This is a genomic window from Streptomyces sp. NPDC001927, assembly GCF_053594455.1.
The window spans coordinates 183,771-201,574 of the sequence record NZ_JBSFEN010000009.1; the positions used below are offsets into that span (position 1 = coordinate 183,771).

Here is a 17,804-nt window from a genome sequence, read left to right on the forward strand (position 1 = left end):
CCCGGCTAGGGGGTGAAGCGGACGACCCCCTCCGGGGTCACCACCGCGTGCACGGGGTGGTCGTGCGGTTCCTCCGGGACCCGGGCGACCACCTCGTTCGCGTACAGGAGGACGACGAGAGCCGGGTCCGCGCCCGCCCGGGCGAGCCGGGCGAGGACCCGGTCGTACGAGCCGCCGCCCCGCCCGAGCCGCATCCCGCGCGCGTCGACCGCGAGGCCGGGCAGCAGGACCACGTCCGCCGCGCACACGGCCTCGGGGCCGAGCCGCGGACCGGTCGGCTCCAGGAGCCCCCGGCCGGCCTTCGCCAGGCTCTCGGCGCCCTCGTACGCGGCCCAGTCGAGGTCGTTGTCGGGCAGCAGGACCGGGAGCAGGACGCGGACGCCCCGGGCGCGCAGGACGTCCAGCAACGCGCGCGTGCCCGGTTCGCGGCCCACCGACACGTACGCGGCCACGGTCGAGGCTTCGGCCAGCTCGGCGAGCTCCCGCGCACCCCGCGCGAGCAGCTCGGCGGCCGATTCGACATCATGGCCGGTCAGCTGGGCGCGGGCGGAGAGCAGTTGGCGCCGCAGGGCGGCCTTTTCGGTCATGTCGGCCGTCACCGGGACATCACGTGGCTTCACTAACCTCTCGTAACTGTCTTTATGCACAGGAAGTTAATCGGAGCCCCATCTTCCTCTCATACCGAACGGCTATGGTGCTCCGCATGACTCAGTCGCCTCCCAGGATCAGCAAGGCTGTCATCCCGGCCGCCGGTCTCGGCACGCGGTTCCTCCCGGCCACCAAGGCCACCCCCAAGGAAATGCTGCCGGTCGTCGACAAGCCCGCGATCCAGTACGTCGTCGAGGAGGCCGTCGCGGCCGGACTCTCCGACGTCCTCATGATCACCGGCCGGAACAAGCGGCCTCTCGAGGACCACTTCGACCGGAACTACGAGCTGGAGGAGGCGCTGGCCCGCAAGGGCGACGAGGAGCGCCTCTCCAAGGTGCAGGAGTCCAGCGACCTCGCCACCATGCACTACGTGCGTCAGGGCGCCCCGCGCGGCCTCGGCCACGCGGTGCTCTGCGCGGCCCCGCACGTCGGCGACCAGCCCTTCGCCGTCCTGCTCGGCGACGACCTGATCGATCCGCGCGACCCGCTGCTCGCACGGATGGTGGACATCCAGGAGCGCGAGGGCGGCAGCGTGATCGCCCTCATGGAGGTCGAGCCCTCGCAGATCCACCTCTACGGCTGCGCGGCGGTCGAGGCGACGATCGACTCCGACGTCGTGAAGGTGACGGACCTGGTCGAGAAGCCGGACGTGGACGAGGCGCCGAGCAACTACGCGATCATCGGCCGGTATGTACTGGATCCGGCCATCTTCGGGATACTGCGCGAGACCGAGCCGGGCCGCGGCAACGAGATCCAGCTGACCGACGCCCTGCAGAAACTCGCCAAGGACGAGAAGATCGGCGGCCCGGTCCATGGTGTGGTCTTCAAGGGCCGGCGCTATGACACCGGTGACCGCGGGGACTATCTGCGTGCCATTGTCAGACTGGCGTGCGAACGTGAAGACCTGGGACCGGACTTCCGGGCCTGGCTCCGCAAGTACGTCAGCGAGGAGATGTAGCACCTTGAGCAGCAGCACGGCACCGGTGCCAGGCGACCCGGCGGAGGACAAGGCAGAGGCGTCCTCCCAGCAGGAGTCCGGGGATCCCTGCGCGGGGCCGTCCCGTGGCCTGTGGTCGGTGGACGAGCACCTGGCGGACGTCCTCGGGGCGATCACCCCGCTCGAACCCATCGAGCTGCAACTGCCCGACGCCCAGGGCTGCGTCCTCGTCGAGGACGTCACCGTGCCGGTCGCGCTGCCCCCGTTCGACAACAGCTCCATGGACGGTTACGCGGTCCGGGTCGCCGATGTCGCCGGTGCCACCGAGGAGTTCCCCGCGGTCCTCACCGTCATCGGCGACGTGGCGGCCGGCGCGGGCGGCCTCCCGGACGTCGGCCCCGGCGAGGCAGCCCGCATCATGACCGGCGCCCCGCTGCCGCCCGGCGCCGAGGCCGTGGTGCCGGTCGAGTGGACCGACGGCGGTACGGGCGGGGGAGCCGCCAGCGGGATGCGCGCCGCGAGCGCCGCCCCCGAGGGCGCGGGCGGCGAGGTCCGCGTCCACAGGCCCGCCGAGGCCCGGGCGCACGTCCGCGCGCGCGGCAGCGACGTCCAGGCCGGCGACCTCGCTCTGGAGTCGGGCACCGTCCTCGGCCCGCCGCAGATCGGGCTGCTCGCGGCGATCGGCCGCGCCACCGTGCGCGTACGCCCCCGCCCGCGGGTGGTCGTGATCTCCACCGGCAGCGAACTGGCACAGCCCGGCGAGGAGTTGGCCGAGGGCCAGATCTACGACTCGAACAGCTTCGCGCTCGCCGCCGCCGCGCGCGACGCCGGAGCGATCGCCTACCGGGTCGGCGCCGTCACCGACGAGGCCGACACGCTGCGCGCCACGATCGAGGACCAGCTGATCCGGGCCGACCTCCTCGTCACCACGGGCGGGGTGAGCGTCGGCGCGTACGACGTGGTCAAGGAGGCGCTGACGTCGGCCGGCCAGTTCGAGGGCCAGGTCGACTTCCGCAAGCTCGCCATGCAGCCGGGCAAGCCGCAGGGGTTCGGCACGATCGGCCCCGAGCACACGCCACTGCTCGCCCTGCCGGGCAACCCGGTCTCCTCGTACGTCTCCTTCGAGCTGTTCGTCCGCCCCGCGATCCGCGCGCTCATGGGCCTGGAGGAGCTCCACCGGCCGACGGTCAGGGCCGTGCTCGCCGCCGACAAGGCGCTGTCGTCCCCGGCCGGCCGCCGCCAGTTCCTGCGCGGGACGTACGACGCCGAGACCGGCACCGTCACTCCGGTGGGCGGAGCGGGCTCGCATCTGATCGCCGCGCTCGCGCACGCGAACGCGCTGCTCGTCGTACCGGAGGACAATACGGAGGTGGCGCCGGGCGCCGACCTGGACGTGGTCCTCCTCGGCTGAGGAGGCCCTGGTGGCGGTACCGTGTGGCGTCCCACACAGCGACCGGGAGTGTCACGGCCATGAGCACGCAGCAAGGACTCACCCATATCGACGAGGCGGGGGCGGCCCGCATGGTCGACGTCTCGGGGAAGGACGTCACGGCGCGGACCGCACGCGCCAGCGGCCGTGTCCTCGTCTCGCCGCGCGTGATCGAGCTGCTGCGCGGCGAGGGCGTCCCGAAGGGCGACGCGCTCGCCACCGCCCGGATCGCCGGGATCATGGGCGCCAAGAAGACCCCGGACCTGATCCCCCTCTGCCACCCGCTGGCGGTCTCCGGCGTGACCCTCGACCTCACGGTCGCGGACGACGCCGTGGAGATCCTCGCGACGGTCAAGACGACGGACCGCACGGGCGTCGAGATGGAGGCCCTGACGGCGGTCTCGGTCGCAGCCTTGACGGTGGTCGACATGGTCAAGGCGGTCGACAAGGGCGCGGTCATCTCCGACGTACGGGTGGAGGAGAAGACGGGCGGCAAGTCGGGCACGTGGACGAGGACCGAGTCATGACGAGGACGGACGCGGCCGACGCTTCCGCGGCGGCCGGGCTGCACGCGCAGGCGCGCGCGGGGCGCGTGGGCGAGACGCACGGCCACGAGGGCCATGCGGCGCACACGGCCGGAGCGGCCGACGCCGGGACGGCCCCCGAGCCCCGGACCCCTTCGGGCGCCGCCCTCACCTCCCCCTACTCGGCGCTCGTCGTCACCGCCTCCAACCGTGCCGCGGCCGGGGTGTACGAGGACAAGGGCGGCCCGCTGATCGCGGAGGGCCTGACGCGGCTCGGCTTCGCGGTCGACGGCCCGCAGGTCGTCCCGGACGGCGCGCCCGTCGAGGCGGCGCTGCGGGCCGGGATCGAGGCCGGCTACGACGTCATCCTCACCACCGGCGGTACGGGCATCTCGCCGACCGACGCCACGCCCGAGGTCACCCGCCGGGTCCTCGACCGGGAGATCCCCGGGATCCCCGAGGCGATCCGCGCGTACGGCCGGGACAAGGTGCCGACGGCCGCGCTGTCGCGGGGCCTCGCGGGGGTCGCGCGCGGGACGCTGATCGTGAACCTGCCGGGTTCGGCGGGCGGGGTCCGCGACGGCCTCGCCGTCCTGGAGCACCTTCTCGTCCACGCCGTCGACCAGATCCGCGGCGGCGACCACCCGAGACCGTCATGATCCCGTCCTGGCCCGTGATCCTCGCCGACGGCGATGTCGTGCTGCGGCCGATAAAGCTGCGCGACCAGCGGGCCTGGCGCGAGGTGAACCGGCGCAACCGGGACTGGTTGCGCCCCTGGGAGGCGACCATCCCGCCGGCGGCGCCGGGTGCCCCGGTCGCGCAGCGGCCGACGTACCGGCAGATGGTCCGCCATCTGCGGGGCGAGGCGAACGCGGGCCGGATGCTGCCGTTCGTGATCGAGTTCCGGGGGCAGCTGGTCGGTCAGCTGACGGTCGCGGGGATCACGTGGGGCTCGATGTGCTCGGGCCATGTGGGGTACTGGGTGGACAACGCGGTGGCGGGCCGGGGCGTCATGCCGACGGCGGTCGCGCTCGTGGTCGACCACTGCTTCCGCAACGTCGGGCTGCACCGGATCGAGGTCTGCATTCGCCCGGAGAACCATCCCTCGCGGCGGGTCGTGGAGAAATTGGGATTCCGGGAGGAGGGGCTGCGCCCCCGCTACCTCCACATCGACGGGGCGTGGCGGGACCATCTGGTCTTCGCGCTCACGGCGGAGGAAGTCCCCGAGGGGCTGGTGCGGCGCTGGCACCAGGCGCGACCCTCGCACCCCGCACAATGAAATAAACGTTCGAATTCAATCAGCAGTTGATCGCCAATCGATCTGAACAATCACAAAAAAGTTCAGTGATATCAGCCAGATCGTGCGACACACCGGGCCAATTGGCCGATGCCCTCCCGCGAACCCCTCTACGGTGTGAGGCGTGAGCAGCAGCGGCCTCATCTACGCAGTCATTGTCGGGGCCTGGGCCGCCTACTTGGTGCCGATGTGGCTCCGCAGGCAGGACGAGCTCAATGAGGCCCGTCCGACGGAACGCTTCAGCACCGCCATCCGGCTGTTGTCCGGACGGGCGGGTATGGAGCGTCGGTACGCCAAGGAGCTGAAGGACCGGGAGCCCGGCGTCGACCCGGACGTGGAGACCGAGCATGTGAGCTCGGTCGACGTCCGGGCCTTTTCCGCGCCCGCGGCCAGGACGGAAGCCCGGCTGGAGGTCCCGGAACCGGCTCCCGCGCCGGCGCCGGCGCCTGTGCGGCGGCCCGCGAAGGCGCCCTCGAAGGCGTCCGTCGAACGGGCCCGGCGCAGCAAGGTCCTCGCCCGGCGCCGCCGGACCACGGTCGTCCTCTTCCTCGCCTTCACCCTCGGCGCGGTCGTCGCGGCGGTCGGCGGGCTGGCGTTCCTGTGGGCGCCGGCGGTCCCGGCGGTGCTGCTGAGCGCGTACATCGTGCATCTGCGGACGACGGAGCGCCGTCGGTTCGTGTACGTGATGGACCGTCGGCGCGCGGAGGCGGCGGCGGCCCGGCTGCGGGAGAACCGCCCGCGCCGCCCGGCCGCGCCCGCCGAGCCGGAGGACGAGCCGGCGCGACCCGAACCGGAGTCGGCCCCCGAGGTCTCCCCGCAGGAGGCCGGCCGCCGCGCTCTCGTCGAGCAGACGGACCACGCGGAGTGGGTGGACCAGCAGCGCGAACGCGGCCCGGCCCGGGGCGACAGCTGGGAACCGGTCCCGGTCCCGCTCCCCACGTACGTCACCGCTCCGGTCGCCCCGCGCGCCACGAGCGGCATCGACATCACGGACCCGGAGACCTGGAGCTCGGCCCGCTCCTCCACGGCGGGCGGCGAAGCACCCCCGGCGACCCCCACCTCCGCCCCCACCCCGAACCCGGCCCCGCGCCAGCGCACGACCCAGCCCCGCCCCCGCCGCGACCACGGCCGCACGCCCCTCTTCGACCAGTACGCGGACGACGACCGCCCCCGCGCGGCCAACGAATGACCCCCGGCCGAGGGCTCCCCAGAGCCCTCGGCTGACCTGCGGGGGAACGGATTTCCATGCACCCCGATCGGGATGCTAATGTTTCACACGTCGCAAGGGCCTGTGGCGCAGTCTGGTAGCGCACCTCGTTCGCATCGAGGGGGTCTGGGGTTCAAATCCCCACAGGTCCACAAACGACAGTTCTTGAGTAGCTCTCAAGGACGTTGACGAGATCCCGTCCGATCGCAAGATCGGGCGGGATCTCGTCGTTTCGGGGAAGGTCTCCAGGGGGGAGGGCGGTATGAGCGAGCTGTACGGCGCCGAGAATCCCACCGGTGCGGCTCACGAGGTGCCACCGGCCGAGGATCTCGACGACCAGTCGCTGGAGCCCGTCGAGCCCGAGCAGGACGACTCTCACGGGGAGCTCCCTGCGGCCGATGAGCTGCTGGATGGTTCGGCAGGCGAAACCGAATCCGAATCCGATACCGACGCCCCGGAGGAGCCCGACGCTCCTGATGGGAGCGCCGCTGAGGAGTCCACGCCGGAGGAGTCGGATCCGGCGGAACCGGATGACGTGTTCCTCGAGGATCTGAACGACCTTGATGAAGAGGATCAACCGGACTCGGCGGAGCCGGTGGAGCCCGTGGAACCGGTCGAGCCGGCGGACCAGCTGTCGGACGCGGTGTCCCACTTGGACGATCGCAAGCTGACGACCGATGCGGGCGAAGCCTTCTACGGCGAGGAAGACACCGAGATGCGGGAGATGGCTTCCAAGCTGGAACCCGAGCAAGGTGCCTTCACCGTGGATCTGCACGGCACCCCTGACTCGGTCGAGGTTGATGGGCGAAGTCTCGACGCGGAAGAGCTTGGTGCCTACCTCGCGAGCGACAACTCGGACTGGGACGGCGAGCCCATCAGATTGATGTCGTGTGAGACCGGGCAGGGTGACGAGCCGTTCGCACAGGAACTCGCCGACAATCTGGGGGTTCCGGTGACCGCCCCGACGGAGTTGGCGTGGTCCGACTCCCAGGGCAACTCCTGGGTGGCGTCCGGAGTTTTCGACGAGTACGGCGACATGCAGTCGACCTGGCCGCCCGACGGCGAGTGGGTAACGTTCGAACCGAACGACAAGAGCTGAGGGAGCGAAGTGGTGGAGTTCAAGCGTGCGCGGTTGTTCGACGGTGTCGACCCGAAGTCCGGGCCGTACTTCGACGAGTCCAGGCCACGCATCGCCGACCAGGTCGAGCGCGAGCGCCTGCTTGAATTCCTGTCACACGGTGGCGTCACGATCGAACGGGCGGCGGGACTGGCCCCGGACCAGCTCGATGCGTCGAAGGGCAAGGTCGTTCCGGTCGCGACGGTGACCGATGGTGCCTGGATCTGGACGCGAGCTCATGCGTACTACCTGGAGCACCACGGCTTCGGTCCGGATGCGGAGTTCTACGAGTACATCAAGTCCCGCGGGTACCGAACGGAGAAGCCCGAACAGGCGATCCAGGATGCCGCTCTGGAGTTCCTGCGCCGCAGCCGGAACGCGCGCTCCTGAGTTTGCGCGGGACCAGGAGGGCGGTGCAGTGCCGCCCGTCGAGCCCGGCATCATCCGCTTGCCGAGGGCTCGGGCCGCCGCAGGGTGAGAGGCGGTCCGAGCCCTTCGAGGTCACTTCTTCGTGCCACCATCGGAAGCTCGCGTCTTGCGGTCCTCCGGCACCGTTGCCTCGTAGAAGGCCACGATCTTCTCCTTCCCGTCCTTCAGTTCGAACATCAAGCCGCCATCCCCGGGGTAAGGACGGCGATGGTCGAACCCGCCGGGAAAGATGTCACGCGGAATGCTTTCCGGAAAGGCGGCGCAGTACATGATGTGTCGGTCAGCCGTGGTCCGTGACTCGGGATTCCGGCGGCGCTGTAGGTGCTTGCAGGCGTCACACAGCACGGGCGATCGGCGCACGTGACTCACTCCTTCTCGTCCTTGAGGTACTTGCCAGGGCAGCGGTGGCGTCGACGACGAGGGGTGTGGCCGGCCGGCCTCGCCCCGTTCGACCGAGTGCCGGCCGCGACCAACGTCGGTCTCGGTGAGTTAGCCGTGTATGTATTCCGACTCCTCGTCCGCCCTGTGGACATTTCAGGCAGGACCCGATCTCACTCTGCGCCCGCGTCACACGATGCAGACCCCGCATGGATGGGTGGTGGACGTCCCGGCCGCGGAGCTCGCGGATCTGGCTGGTTCGCCCGATTCCGTGCGTCGGCTCCGGGCGCGGCGCGGCTACCTCGGTGCCACGCCGGCCAACAGTGCACTCGCGGAGATCCTTCGGACCGCCCCGGAGGAGTTCGGGCGGGTGGGGTGCGTGGTTCTCGGGGCGGACGTCGTCCAGCTCTCCGCCGACGGTGCGGACCTGCGGGGGTTCGGCGGAACGCTCCGTGTCTACGGGGTGGAGTGCATCGACGGCTTCCAGCGGCTGAAGATCGTCGCCGATGCGGTCGCCGCGCGGGACAAGGAGTGCGTGGAACCCTCCACCCTGCGCCTGGAGATCCATTGCGGCCCGAGCCGGGACGTCGTGCGTCGCCTGCACCACACGGGCAACGACCCCGTCAACGCGTCGACAGCCCAGGACGCCCTGATCCGGTGCCCGAACATCGTGCGGCTGATGAATGCCGATTGGGAGGGCACCGGCTCCTTCCACCCGTGGCGTGGCGCTGTGGCGGGCCCCCACGGGCGGTTGTTCACCATGCCGGTGGTCACCCGCGCGCTCGCTTGTCTGGCGCCCGGTCCGCTGCCCGAGGCGGCGTACCTCGCCTCGACCGGCGAAGGGCTCCAGAAGCTCTGGAGCGCCGTCGGGTCGCCGCTCTACCTGAGCCTCTTCCACGATTCGTTGAGCCCGCTGGGCGTGCTGCGCGCGGTCGAGGCCTGGAGCGGGGCCCGGGAGGTCCTGGACGCCATGCCCGGCCGACGCAAGGAAGGACCCGGACACCTCATCCCGTACGCGCCGGACCTCATCTGCTGGGCCGCCTGCCAGGAGATCTTTCCGCCGGCCGAGCTGCACGACGAGAAGTCGGCGTTCGAGTGGAACGCCACCATCCGGGACCTTCTGCCCGCAGTGACCGCGCGCAAGGCCGACGACTTCGTCCGGCGGTATGGCGCTCTCCGGAAGGCCCGGGGGAGCCGGGGGAACTACGCGGGTGAGGCGGACCGGTTCGACGTGTGGGTGGATGTGCTCTCGCTGCAGGGCTAGAGGCCGTCGCGGAGTGGTTTGGCGAAGCAGCGGCTGTTGTCGTAGTCGCGGTAGTGGCCGAACTTCGGGCACGGTTCGTAGCCGCTGGAGGTGTACAGGGCGATCGCTTCCGGTTGGGCCGTGCCCGTTTCCAGGACCATGCGGGTGCGGCCCGCCGCGCGGGCGTCGTTCTCCAGGGCTGCCAGGATGCGGCGGGCCAGGCCCAGGCCGCGGGCCTCGGGGATCACGTACATGCGCTTGAGCTCGGCGTCGCCGTCGGCGTAGCCCTGGTCGTTCGCGTCCTGGGTGCGCCAGGCGCCGGACGCGAGCGGGCGGCCCTCGTCGTCGTACGCGAGGAGGTAGAGGCCGTGCGGCGGGAGGAACATCCCCGGGTCGAGCGGTGTGGCGTCGCCCTCACCGCCGTAGCGGATGACGTACTCCTGCATCACCTCGTCCTGGAGCTTCACCGCGTCGGGGTGGTCGTAGGTGGTGGGGCGTATGTTCATGGTGGGGAGTGTATGGGTATGCGGTCGATTGGGTCGGTACTCTCCTTGGATGTTCATTGTCACCTCCGTCAATGTCAACGGTCTCCGTGCCGCCGCCAAGAAGGGCTTCGTGGAGTGGCTCGCCGGGACCTCCGCCGACGCCGTCTGCCTGCAGGAAGTCCGTGCCGAGGAGTCCCAGCTGCCCGCCGACGTGCGCGCGCCCGAGGGCTGGTTCACCGCGCACGCGCCCGCCGCAGCCAAGGGGCGTGCCGGGGTCTCCCTCTACACCCGGCGTGAGCCCGACGCCGTGCGCGTGGGCTTCGGGTCCAGTGAGTTCGACTCCAGCGGGCGGTACATCGAGGCCGACCTGCCCGGCGTCACCGTCGCCAGTCTCTATCTGCCCAGCGGCGAGGTCGGGACCGAGCGGCAGGACGAGAAGGTGCGGTTCATGGACGAGTTCCTGCCGTATCTGAAGGAGCTCAAGGAGCGCGCCGCCGCCGACGGGCGTGAGGTCGTCGTCTGCGGCGACTGGAACATCGCCCACCGCGAGGCCGACCTCAAGAACTGGAAGGCCAACCAGAAGAACGCCGGCTTCCTTCCCGAGGAGCGGGAGTGGCTCGGGCGGGTCTTCGGCGAAGCCACCTACGTCGATGTCGTGCGTGCGCTCCACCCCGATCAGGACGGGCCCTACTCCTGGTGGTCCTACCGCGGGCGCGCCTTCGACAACGACAGCGGCTGGCGCATCGACTACCAGGTCGCCACCCCCGGCCTCGCCGCCAAGGCCGTGAAGGCCTTCGTCGAGCGGGCCGCCACCCACGCCGAGCGGTGGAGCGACCACGCGCCCGTCACGGCTGTCTACGAGATGTAGTCAGGCGTCGGCATCGGCAACGGGCGTTTCGGCTTCTGGGCTTTGCGCCTTGCTGCCGTGCGTTAGTTTGCTGGGGAATTCCGTCGCGCCTGGGGGGCACGTTGAGCGCTCGCATTCTCGTCGCCGAAGACGACTCCAAGCAGTCGCGGCTCATTCGCGTGTATTTGGAGCGTGAAGGGCATGCCGTTCACGCTGTGGGCGATGGGCGGGCCGCGCTTGAAAAGGCGCGTTCCACCCGGCCCGATCTGATCGTGCTCGACGTGATGCTTCCGTACGTCGACGGCCTCGACGTCTGCCGCATTCTGCGCGCCGAGGCCTCCGACGTGCCGATCCTGCTGCTCACCGCCCGCTCCACCGAGGAGGACATGCTCCTCGGGCTCGACCTCGGCGCCGACGACTACCTCACCAAGCCCTACAGCCCCCGTGAGCTCACCGCCCGCGTCCGGGCCCTGCTCCGTCGGTCCGGGCGGGGGGCGGCCGCCGCCGGGGACGCTCTGCTGCGGGTCGGCGAGGTCGAACTCGACACCGCGCGGTTCGAGGTGCGCGTGGCCGGGCGGCCCGTGGCGCTGACCTCTAGGGAGTTCTCCATCCTGGAGACCCTGGCCCGCGAACCGGGCCGGGTCTTCACCCGCGCCCAGATCATCGAGCGCGTCTTCGGCTTCGACCGGGACGTCCTGGAGCGGACCGTCGACGTGCACATGCGCAACCTGCGCCTCAAGGTGGAGGCCGAACCGACCCGGCCGCGGTATCTGGAGACCGTGTACGGGCGCGGGTATCGGTTCTCCGATGCCGACGGGGCCGCGGGGAGCGCGTCGTGAGCTTTCGCGTGCGGGTGCTCGGGCTCGTGCTGCTCGTCGCCGTCGCCGCCACCGCCGCGACCGCCTGGCTGACCCTGCGGCAGGCCACCAGCCAGCTCCGCGAGTCGGCCGCCGCCGACCGGCAGGTCGCCGCCCGGATCACCGACGAGCTGCTGCGGTACGGGCAGACCCACGGCACCTGGGACGGCGTCGCCGAGGTCGTCCGTACCCTCGCCGTCGACACCGGTCAGCGCATCCGGATCAGTACGGCCAACCAGGGCCAGATCGCCGACTCCGACACCGTCCTCGGCCGCGCGCCGCGCCCCGGCGGCACCGCGCCGCCCCTCCTCGTCGACCCGCGGCCCACGCTGCGGCTGCCCGGCTGGGAGTACTTCCCCTCCGTCGCCAAGGTGGCCGCCGGCGCCATCGACTCGTACGCGAACGGCGTGACCTACGCCGCCTGCCTGACCCGCGCCGGGCACACCGTCACCACCCGCACCGGCGACGCCGGCGTCCCCGTCTTCACCGACGCCGGGGCGGCCGGAGCGGAGACCGGCCGGGGCGCCTCCTGCGTCAAGCAGGAGCGGGTACGGGCCGGCGGCACCGACCTCGACGCCGTCCTCACCTGCGAGGTCGTCCGGGACAGCGCGCGCACCGCGTGCCTGCAGCGGGTGTTCCACGAGCGGACCGCGAGCGTCGCGCCCCAGCCCCTCAGCGTCCACCTCGGCGCCCTGGACGACACCGGGGGCGGCGGCACGCTCGCCGTCGGTCCCACCGTGGCCGTCGCCGCGGGCGTCGCCGGCGCGGCCGTCGTCTGCGCGCTGCTCCTGAGCCGGGCGGTCCTGCGGCCGGTACGGGCGCTCACCGCCGCCTCCCGCGGGCTCGGCGAGGGCGACCTGGCGCGGCGCGTCCCCGGCGCGGGCCGGGACGAGATCGCCGAACTCGGCCGGTCCTTCAACCGCATGGCCGGCTCGCTCCAGGAGAGCGAGGAGCGCCAGCGGCGGCTCGTCGGGGACATCGCCCACGAGCTGCGCACCCCGTTGGCCAACCTCCGGGGCTATCTGGAGGCGCTGCGCGACGGGGTCCTGGAGCCCGACGCCGAGCTGCTCGACTCGCTCCACGAGGAGGTCCTGCTCCAGCAGCGGATCGTCGACGACCTGCAGGACCTCGCGCTCGCGGAGGCGGGAGCCCTCACGTACCACCGGGTCGACCTGGACGCGCGCGAGCTCGTCGAGACCTGTCGTACCGCGCACAGCGCCCTGGCGTCCGCGGCCGGGGTGCGGATCGCGACGGAGACGGCCGGTACGAGCGGTCCCGTGCCGCTGTACGGCGATCCCGGGCGGCTGCGCCAGGCGCTGAGCAACCTGGTCGGCAACGCGGTGCGGCATACGGCTCCCGGGGGCGGTGTCCGGCTGGAACTGGCCGAACGGGACGAGATGGTCCGGATCGCGGTCCGGGACACGGGCAGTGGGATTCCGGCGGACCAACTGCCCCGTCTCTTCGACCGCTTCTGGCGGGCGGACGCGGCGCGCGGGCGGGCCACCGGGGGCAGCGGGCTCGGTCTGTCGATCGCCCGGCAGATCGTGGCCGATCATCACGGGGCCATCGAGGTGAGCAGCGAGGTGGGGGTCGGCACGGTGTTCACGATCGTGTTGCCGGCGTCGCCGAAGCGGGCGCCGGACCTCGGCTGACCGTCCCGGCGGGACGCGGGGTGGCCCTCTCCCCGCCGGTCGGGGCGGGGAGGGGGCCGTCCTAGCGGGTCAGCACCTGTTGGCGGCGCCGTTGTTGTTGAGCAGGCTGTCCTTGATCCAGCCCGAGACGCCGGTGCTGTTGTCCCGCACGTGGGACCACGTGCCGCTCTGGCCGCTCACCCAACAGTGCAGGGTGAGGCTGTGGCTCATCTGCGCCTGACCGTGCGACACGCACTCGGTCGTGGGGCCGGAGCGGATGTTCACGGCGTTGGAGTTGGTGCTGCCCCCCGCGTTGTCCTTGTTCGACCAGCCGGGCTGGGTGCACGCGGCGGCGCCGGTGGGCGCCGCGACGGCGGTGGTGGGCAGGACAAGTCCACCGGTGGCCACGACGGCACCTGCGGCCACCGCGGCGAGCTTCGTCCGAAGACGCATCAATCTCTCCTGAACTCTGGGGAATTCCCGCTCGCTCCGAGCGGGACCTGTGTGTTCGTTCGAGTGCGGAGAAAGAATTGCGCCGCCGGGTACGGCAGTTCAATGGCCTCCGGTGTCCTCGGCCGCTTTTGTGCGGTGGGGTGTACGGGGATTCCGGTGGCGCTCGTGAGTAATTCGCGACTGTTACGTGATCTTCCGCCGAGGGGTGGCCGAATTCCGGTCGGTGGTATTCCGCGTTCCCCGTCTGCGGGGGCTTTCGGTGGTCCGTCCGTCCGGTCCCACCGGAGGCTTCCGTACCGGTCGGTGCAAAGCCGCCAAGCCGTACGAGGTGTTCCGGATAGCCAGGTTGGCCACTTTCCGCCGGTCCGTCAGGGCGTGCTCACGTGCCCGCCAGGGCCTCCGTCGGGGACAGCCGGCTCGCGCGGACCGCCGGGTAGAGGCCGGCGATCACCCCGATCAGGAGCGTGGACCCCACCCCCGCGGCGCTCGCCCAGACCGGGACGACCGTGGGCCAGCCCCGGGACGTCGCGTACACGGCGGTGATCAGCGTGCCGAGCACGGTGCCGCCCAGGCCGCCGATCGCGGAGAGCAGCAGGGACTCCGTGACGAACTGGGTGCGGATCTGGCCCCGGGTGGCGCCCAGGGCGCGGCGCAGGCCGATCTCCGGGCGGCGCTCCAGGACCGAGATGACCATGGTGTTGCCGACGCCGACCCCGCCGACGAGCAGGGCGACGCCGCCGAGGCCGAGGAGGAGCCCGGTGAGGGCCGACTCGGTGGCCTCGCGGGCCGCGAGGGCGTCGGAGGGGCGGGAGATCTGGACCTCGCCGGGCTTCTCGGGGAAGGCGGTGGCGGCCAGGACGGACCGTACGGCGGAGACCTGGCTGTCCTCGGTCCGTACGTAGACGGTCGACGGATGGCCGCCGAAGCGGAGGTACGTACGGGCCGCCGGCCAGCCGACGAGCGCGGCGTTGTCCAGCTCCGGGGCGAGGGGGACCGGATCCAGGACGCCGACCAGGGAGAACCAGCGGCCGCCGAGCCAGACCCGGGTGCCGGGCGTGTACACGTCCAGGCGCTGGGCGGCGGCGGAGCCGAGCACGACGGCCGGGTACGTCTCGGTCGCCGCGTCCAGCCAGCGGCCCCGGTGGAGCCGGCCGCCGACGGCGGGCAGCAGCTCGCGGCCCGCCGCGAGGACATCGAGGGAGCCGGTACGGCCCACGGCGATGCGCTCGTTGCGGTAGACGTGGGCGGTGGTCGCGCCGGTGGCGGCGACCTGGCGCACCGGCGGGATGCGGTCGATCATGCTCACGGACTCGGCGGGCAGTTCGGCCTTGCCGCCCTCGAGGGTGTTGCCCGGGGCGACCCGGAGCAGGTTGGTCCCGAGCGCGTCGAGCCTGCGGTCCACCTCCGCCCGGCCCGAGCCGGAGATCCCGACGACCGCGATCATCGCGGCGACGCCGATCGCGATACCGAGCGCGGAGAGGAAGACGCGCAGGGGGCGGGTACGCAGGCCGGTGCCGCCGAGCCGCACGATGTCGGCGGGGCGGAGGCGGGCGGCGCGGAGGGGCGCTCGCTCGGCACGTCTTCCGGTCATCGGACGGCCTCCGTCGCCGTGTCCGCGACCACGAGGCCGTCGCGCATCTCGATGCGGCGGGGGAGCGCGGCGGCGATGTCGCGGTCGTGGGTGATGATCACGACCGTCGTGCCGGACGCGTGGAGTTCGCGGAGCAGGCCCAGGACCGCCGCGCCCGACGCGGAGTCCAGGTTCCCGGTCGGCTCGTCGGCCAGCAGGACCGCGGGTTCGCCGACGACCGCGCGGGCCACCGCCACCCGCTGGCGTTCGCCGCCGGAGAGCTGGTGGGGCAGGTGGTGGACGCGGTGGCTGAGGCCGACCCGGTCCAGGGCGGCCGCCGCGCGGGCCCGTCGGCGGCGCAGCGGCGCCCCGGCGTAGAGCAGGCCGTCGGCGACCGAGTCCAGGACCGGTACGCCGACCGCCAGGTGGAACTGCTGGAAGACGAAGCCGATCCGGGTGGCCCGGAGCGCCGAGACCTCGCGGTCGGTCAGCGCCGCCACGTCGTGGCCGTCGACCAGGACCCGGCCCGCGGAGGGCCGGTCCAGGCTGCCCATCAGGTTGAGCATGCTCGACTTGCCCGAGCCCGACGGGCCGACGATCGCGACCAGTTCGCCGCGTCCCACGCGCAGGCTGACGTCCCGTACCGCCGCGACGCCTCCCGGGTACGTCTTCGAGACCGCCTCGACCTCCACGACCGCCTCTGAGGAAACCGGCGAGCTCGTCACTGCGGAACCCTCACCTTCAGGCCCTCGCGGACCGCGGTACCGCTCACCTCGACCCGGCCGTCCGCGAAGAGCCCGGTTTTCACGGCCACGAACGTGCCCTCCGAGGTCTCCAGGCCGTGCCCGCCCTCCGCGAGGGCCACGAGCGCGGCGACCGGGACGGTCAGGACGTCCTTGCGCTCCCGCCCCACGTACTCGACCGTGACGGGACCGCTCTCCAGGCGCCCGATCGCCCGCTGGTCCGCGATCGTGATCGTCACCGGAACGGTCGCGGCCGCCCCGTCGGCGCCGTTGCCGCCGCCGTCCCCGTTGCCCTCGGGGGCGGTCGCGCGGTTCCCCACGGACGTCACCTTCCCCTCGACCGGGCGCCCGTCGGGCAGGTGCACGGTGACCTTGGTGTCCCGTACGGCCCAGGTCGCCTCCAGGGCAGAGGCGTCGACGACGACCTTCCGGGACGTGCCCGTGTACGTCAGGGCGTTCTCGGAGACCGCCGCGCCGAGGCGGACGCCGGCGTGGCCGATCCGTACCGTCCCGGAGGCGTAGATGACGTCACCGACACCGATCCGGCCGGTCTGGGGCAGCCCGAGCGACTTCTGCCAGCGCTTGACCGCGTCGACCGTGCCGGAGGTGTACTTCTCGTCCACCGTGAAGCCCTTGAAGCCGAGCGCGGCGAGGTTCGACTCGAACTGCAGGACGTCCATGCCGCGCAGGGCGACGGGGGCCGTGGCCGGGGTTCCGGAAGGGGGCGCCGACCGGTTCGGTGCCGGCGTCCCCTTCCCGGGCGTCCCGGAGTTCCCGGCTGTCCCCGAGTCCGGCCCGTCCGAGGCACCGGCGCCCCCCGGCGTCGGTGCCCCGGAGGGCCGGACGTTCTCGTTCTCCCCGCGCCCCGGCTCCGCCTCCGGCGCCGGTCCGAGCCCCAGTTCGCGGTACATCGGCAGCGTTCCGTACAGCAGCACCACGGGCCGGTCGTCGACCCGCAGCAGCTCGTCGCCGCGCTCGACGCGCGCGCCCGGCTCGGGGAGCCAGGTGACGGTGCCGGTCGCCTTGACCGGCAGCGGTATCTCCGCTCCGTACCCCAACTGTCCGTCCACCTTGGTCCGTTCGACGAGGGTGGCGCGGGTGACCGCGACCGTGGAGTCCGTCCGCGGGGGCGCGGCCGGGTTCTCCGCACCGCCGCCGCCGAGGCCCAGTGCGCCCCCTATGGCGACCGCCGTCACCACCACGAACCCCGAGGCCACGAGCAGCGTCCGCGCACGGCGCCGCCGCGTCGGCGCGGGGGCCTCGGTGACCGGTGCGGTCTCCTCCATGCCGTACGTCTCTCTGCCGGACGTCGCTACGCCGGACGTCTCCGTGCCCGTCATGTCGGTCAGCCCTTGCCCGCGCCCGCGTCGACGGGGTCGCCGATGATCGGCGCGCAGGTGCGGGTGGCCCGCTTGGCGCCGGCCGAGGTCTGGTCCCACTGGGCGTCGCCGTAGACGTTTCCGTCGGGTCCGGGCTCGGGGAAGTCGGGCGCGCCGTTCTTCTGCATGCACTCGGCGTACTCGCGCCGGACCTTGATCTGCTCGGGTGAGAGCTTCGGTGCGAGGCTCTTCTCCAGGCTCTCCGGCACGGGCGGGTTGAGCGAGGCGCACTCCTGCGAGGCCTTCAGGTACGCCGGGTTCTTCTTGAGCGTCGCGTTGTCGCCGAGGTCGATCTGGCCCTTGGCGTCGGGGTCGGGCGCGTCGACGCCGTTCTCCCGCAGGCACTTCACGAAGGTGCGCTTGCCGTCGATGTACGCGGCGAGCTCACCGCCACCGCCGCTGCCGTCACCGCTCCCGCCGCCGCTCCCGCTCGCCTTCGACGTGGTGGAGCCCCCGGCCGTCGGCACCTTCGAGCCGCCGTCGTCGCTGCCGCAGCCGGCCAGCGCCAGGGCCATGGCCGTCGCGGCCGCGGCCATCAGTACTCGGTTGGTCGTCCTCATGGGCCGACCGTAGGGCGGAGATGATGAAGAACCTTTGAAGAACCTGTCACGCGATCATGAGGTCATCATG

At 72.0% G+C, this 17,804-nt stretch carries 20 protein-coding genes and 1 tRNA gene; 13 read left to right on the forward strand and 8 right to left on the reverse strand.

Features of this window, described 5'->3' with window-relative positions; all coding sequences use genetic code 11:
- Positions 1 to 5 precede the first annotated feature (5 nt).
- Positions 6 to 587: a 5-formyltetrahydrofolate cyclo-ligase gene (locus ACWCO8_RS24885; RefSeq protein ID WP_451034266.1), complete on the reverse strand. Its 582-nt coding sequence runs from the start codon at positions 585 to 587 to the stop codon at positions 6 to 8.
- Between the two features lie 116 nt (positions 588 to 703).
- Between ACWCO8_RS24885 and galU the strand changes: the two genes are divergently transcribed.
- The 9 genes from galU to ACWCO8_RS24930 all read left to right on the forward strand — a co-directional run bounded on the left by galU (position 704) and on the right by ACWCO8_RS24930 (position 7,549).
- Positions 704 to 1,606 (forward strand): UTP--glucose-1-phosphate uridylyltransferase GalU, encoded by a 903-nt coding sequence (galU, locus tag ACWCO8_RS24890; RefSeq protein ID WP_451034111.1) that lies wholly within the window; start codon positions 704 to 706, stop codon positions 1,604 to 1,606.
- Between the two features lie 109 nt (positions 1,607 to 1,715).
- Positions 1,716 to 2,996 (forward strand): molybdotransferase-like divisome protein Glp, encoded by a 1,281-nt coding sequence (gene glp / locus ACWCO8_RS24895; protein ID WP_451034267.1) that lies wholly within the window; start codon positions 1,716 to 1,718, stop codon positions 2,994 to 2,996.
- 59 nt (positions 2,997 to 3,055) lie between these two features.
- The gene (gene moaC / locus ACWCO8_RS24900) at positions 3,056 to 3,541 is read left to right on the forward strand and encodes a cyclic pyranopterin monophosphate synthase MoaC (RefSeq protein WP_362013147.1); all 486 of its coding nucleotides are present in this window, start codon (positions 3,056 to 3,058) and stop codon (positions 3,539 to 3,541) included.
- Between the two features lie 38 nt (positions 3,542 to 3,579).
- Entirely contained in the window at positions 3,580 to 4,197 is a 618-nt protein-coding gene (locus ACWCO8_RS24905; protein ID WP_451034268.1) for a MogA/MoaB family molybdenum cofactor biosynthesis protein, read from the forward strand.
- Positions 4,194 to 4,817 carry a GNAT family N-acetyltransferase gene (locus tag ACWCO8_RS24910; RefSeq protein ID WP_451034112.1) on the forward strand — a complete coding sequence of 208 codons (624 nt, stop codon included), beginning with the start codon at positions 4,194 to 4,196 and terminating at the stop codon, positions 4,815 to 4,817. Before ACWCO8_RS24905 ends, ACWCO8_RS24910 begins: the two co-directional genes overlap by 4 nt.
- Positions 4,818 to 4,959: 142 nt before the next feature.
- Positions 4,960 to 6,024: a divisome protein SepX/GlpR gene (gene sepX / locus ACWCO8_RS24915; protein WP_451034113.1), complete on the forward strand. Its 1,065-nt coding sequence runs from the start codon at positions 4,960 to 4,962 to the stop codon at positions 6,022 to 6,024.
- Between the two features lie 96 nt (positions 6,025 to 6,120).
- Positions 6,121 to 6,194: transfer RNA gene (locus ACWCO8_RS24920), tRNA-Ala, on the forward strand.
- Positions 6,195 to 6,304: 110 nt separating this feature from the next.
- The gene (locus tag ACWCO8_RS24925; RefSeq protein ID WP_451034114.1) at positions 6,305 to 7,141 is read left to right on the forward strand and encodes a hypothetical protein; all 837 of its coding nucleotides are present in this window, start codon (positions 6,305 to 6,307) and stop codon (positions 7,139 to 7,141) included.
- Positions 7,142 to 7,150: 9 nt separating this feature from the next.
- The gene (locus ACWCO8_RS24930; protein ID WP_451034115.1) at positions 7,151 to 7,549 is read left to right on the forward strand and encodes a hypothetical protein; all 399 of its coding nucleotides are present in this window, start codon (positions 7,151 to 7,153) and stop codon (positions 7,547 to 7,549) included.
- 111 nt (positions 7,550 to 7,660) lie between these two features.
- Here the strand turns inward: ACWCO8_RS24930 and ACWCO8_RS24935 are convergent, their stop codons facing one another.
- Positions 7,661 to 7,948: a hypothetical protein gene (locus tag ACWCO8_RS24935; RefSeq protein ID WP_451034116.1), complete on the reverse strand. Its 288-nt coding sequence runs from the start codon at positions 7,946 to 7,948 to the stop codon at positions 7,661 to 7,663.
- A 214-nt stretch (positions 7,949 to 8,162) separates the two neighbouring features.
- Here ACWCO8_RS24935 and ACWCO8_RS24940 point away from each other — a divergent pair, with 214 nt between their 5' ends.
- Positions 8,163 to 9,230 carry a hypothetical protein gene (locus tag ACWCO8_RS24940; RefSeq protein WP_451034117.1) on the forward strand — a complete coding sequence of 356 codons (1,068 nt, stop codon included), beginning with the start codon at positions 8,163 to 8,165 and terminating at the stop codon, positions 9,228 to 9,230.
- Here ACWCO8_RS24940 and ACWCO8_RS24945 read toward each other — a convergent pair.
- Positions 9,227 to 9,715, reverse strand: coding sequence for a GNAT family N-acetyltransferase (locus tag ACWCO8_RS24945; RefSeq protein ID WP_451034118.1), 489 nt, complete (start codon positions 9,713 to 9,715; stop codon positions 9,227 to 9,229). The two genes, ACWCO8_RS24940 and ACWCO8_RS24945, sit on opposite strands and share 4 nt — an antisense overlap.
- Before the next feature lie 49 nt (positions 9,716 to 9,764).
- Between ACWCO8_RS24945 and ACWCO8_RS24950 the strand changes: the two genes are divergently transcribed.
- The 3 genes from ACWCO8_RS24950 to ACWCO8_RS24960 all read left to right on the forward strand — a co-directional run bounded on the left by ACWCO8_RS24950 (position 9,765) and on the right by ACWCO8_RS24960 (position 13,050).
- Complete coding sequence (locus ACWCO8_RS24950; protein WP_451034119.1) at positions 9,765 to 10,562, forward strand: exodeoxyribonuclease III; 798 nt, start codon at positions 9,765 to 9,767, stop codon at positions 10,560 to 10,562.
- A gap of 101 nt (positions 10,563 to 10,663) precedes the next feature.
- Positions 10,664 to 11,380, forward strand: a complete 717-nt coding sequence (locus ACWCO8_RS24955; protein WP_451034120.1) for a response regulator transcription factor — start codon at positions 10,664 to 10,666, stop codon at positions 11,378 to 11,380.
- Entirely contained in the window at positions 11,377 to 13,050 is a 1,674-nt protein-coding gene (locus tag ACWCO8_RS24960; RefSeq protein WP_451034121.1) for a sensor histidine kinase, read from the forward strand. The genes ACWCO8_RS24955 and ACWCO8_RS24960 overlap by 4 nt, the downstream gene beginning before the upstream one ends.
- Positions 13,051 to 13,119: 69 nt before the next feature.
- Here ACWCO8_RS24960 and ACWCO8_RS24965 read toward each other — a convergent pair whose 3' ends face one another.
- The 5 genes from ACWCO8_RS24965 to ACWCO8_RS24985 all read right to left on the reverse strand — a co-directional run bounded on the left by ACWCO8_RS24965 (position 13,120) and on the right by ACWCO8_RS24985 (position 17,734).
- Positions 13,120 to 13,482, reverse strand: coding sequence for an SH3 domain-containing protein (locus tag ACWCO8_RS24965; protein WP_362013168.1), 363 nt, complete (start codon positions 13,480 to 13,482; stop codon positions 13,120 to 13,122).
- 379 nt (positions 13,483 to 13,861) lie between these two features.
- Complete coding sequence (locus ACWCO8_RS24970; RefSeq protein WP_451034122.1) at positions 13,862 to 15,073, reverse strand: ABC transporter permease; 1,212 nt, start codon at positions 15,071 to 15,073, stop codon at positions 13,862 to 13,864.
- Positions 15,070 to 15,777 carry an ABC transporter ATP-binding protein gene (locus ACWCO8_RS24975; protein WP_451034123.1) on the reverse strand — a complete coding sequence of 236 codons (708 nt, stop codon included), beginning with the start codon at positions 15,775 to 15,777 and terminating at the stop codon, positions 15,070 to 15,072. The genes ACWCO8_RS24970 and ACWCO8_RS24975 overlap by 4 nt, the downstream gene beginning before the upstream one ends.
- Positions 15,774 to 17,135, reverse strand: coding sequence for a peptidoglycan-binding protein (locus ACWCO8_RS24980; protein ID WP_451034124.1), 1,362 nt, complete (start codon positions 17,133 to 17,135; stop codon positions 15,774 to 15,776). The genes ACWCO8_RS24975 and ACWCO8_RS24980 overlap by 4 nt, the downstream gene beginning before the upstream one ends.
- A 5-nt stretch (positions 17,136 to 17,140) precedes the next feature.
- Complete coding sequence (locus ACWCO8_RS24985; RefSeq protein ID WP_451034125.1) at positions 17,141 to 17,734, reverse strand: hypothetical protein; 594 nt, start codon at positions 17,732 to 17,734, stop codon at positions 17,141 to 17,143.
- Positions 17,735 to 17,804: the final 70 nt, after the last annotated feature.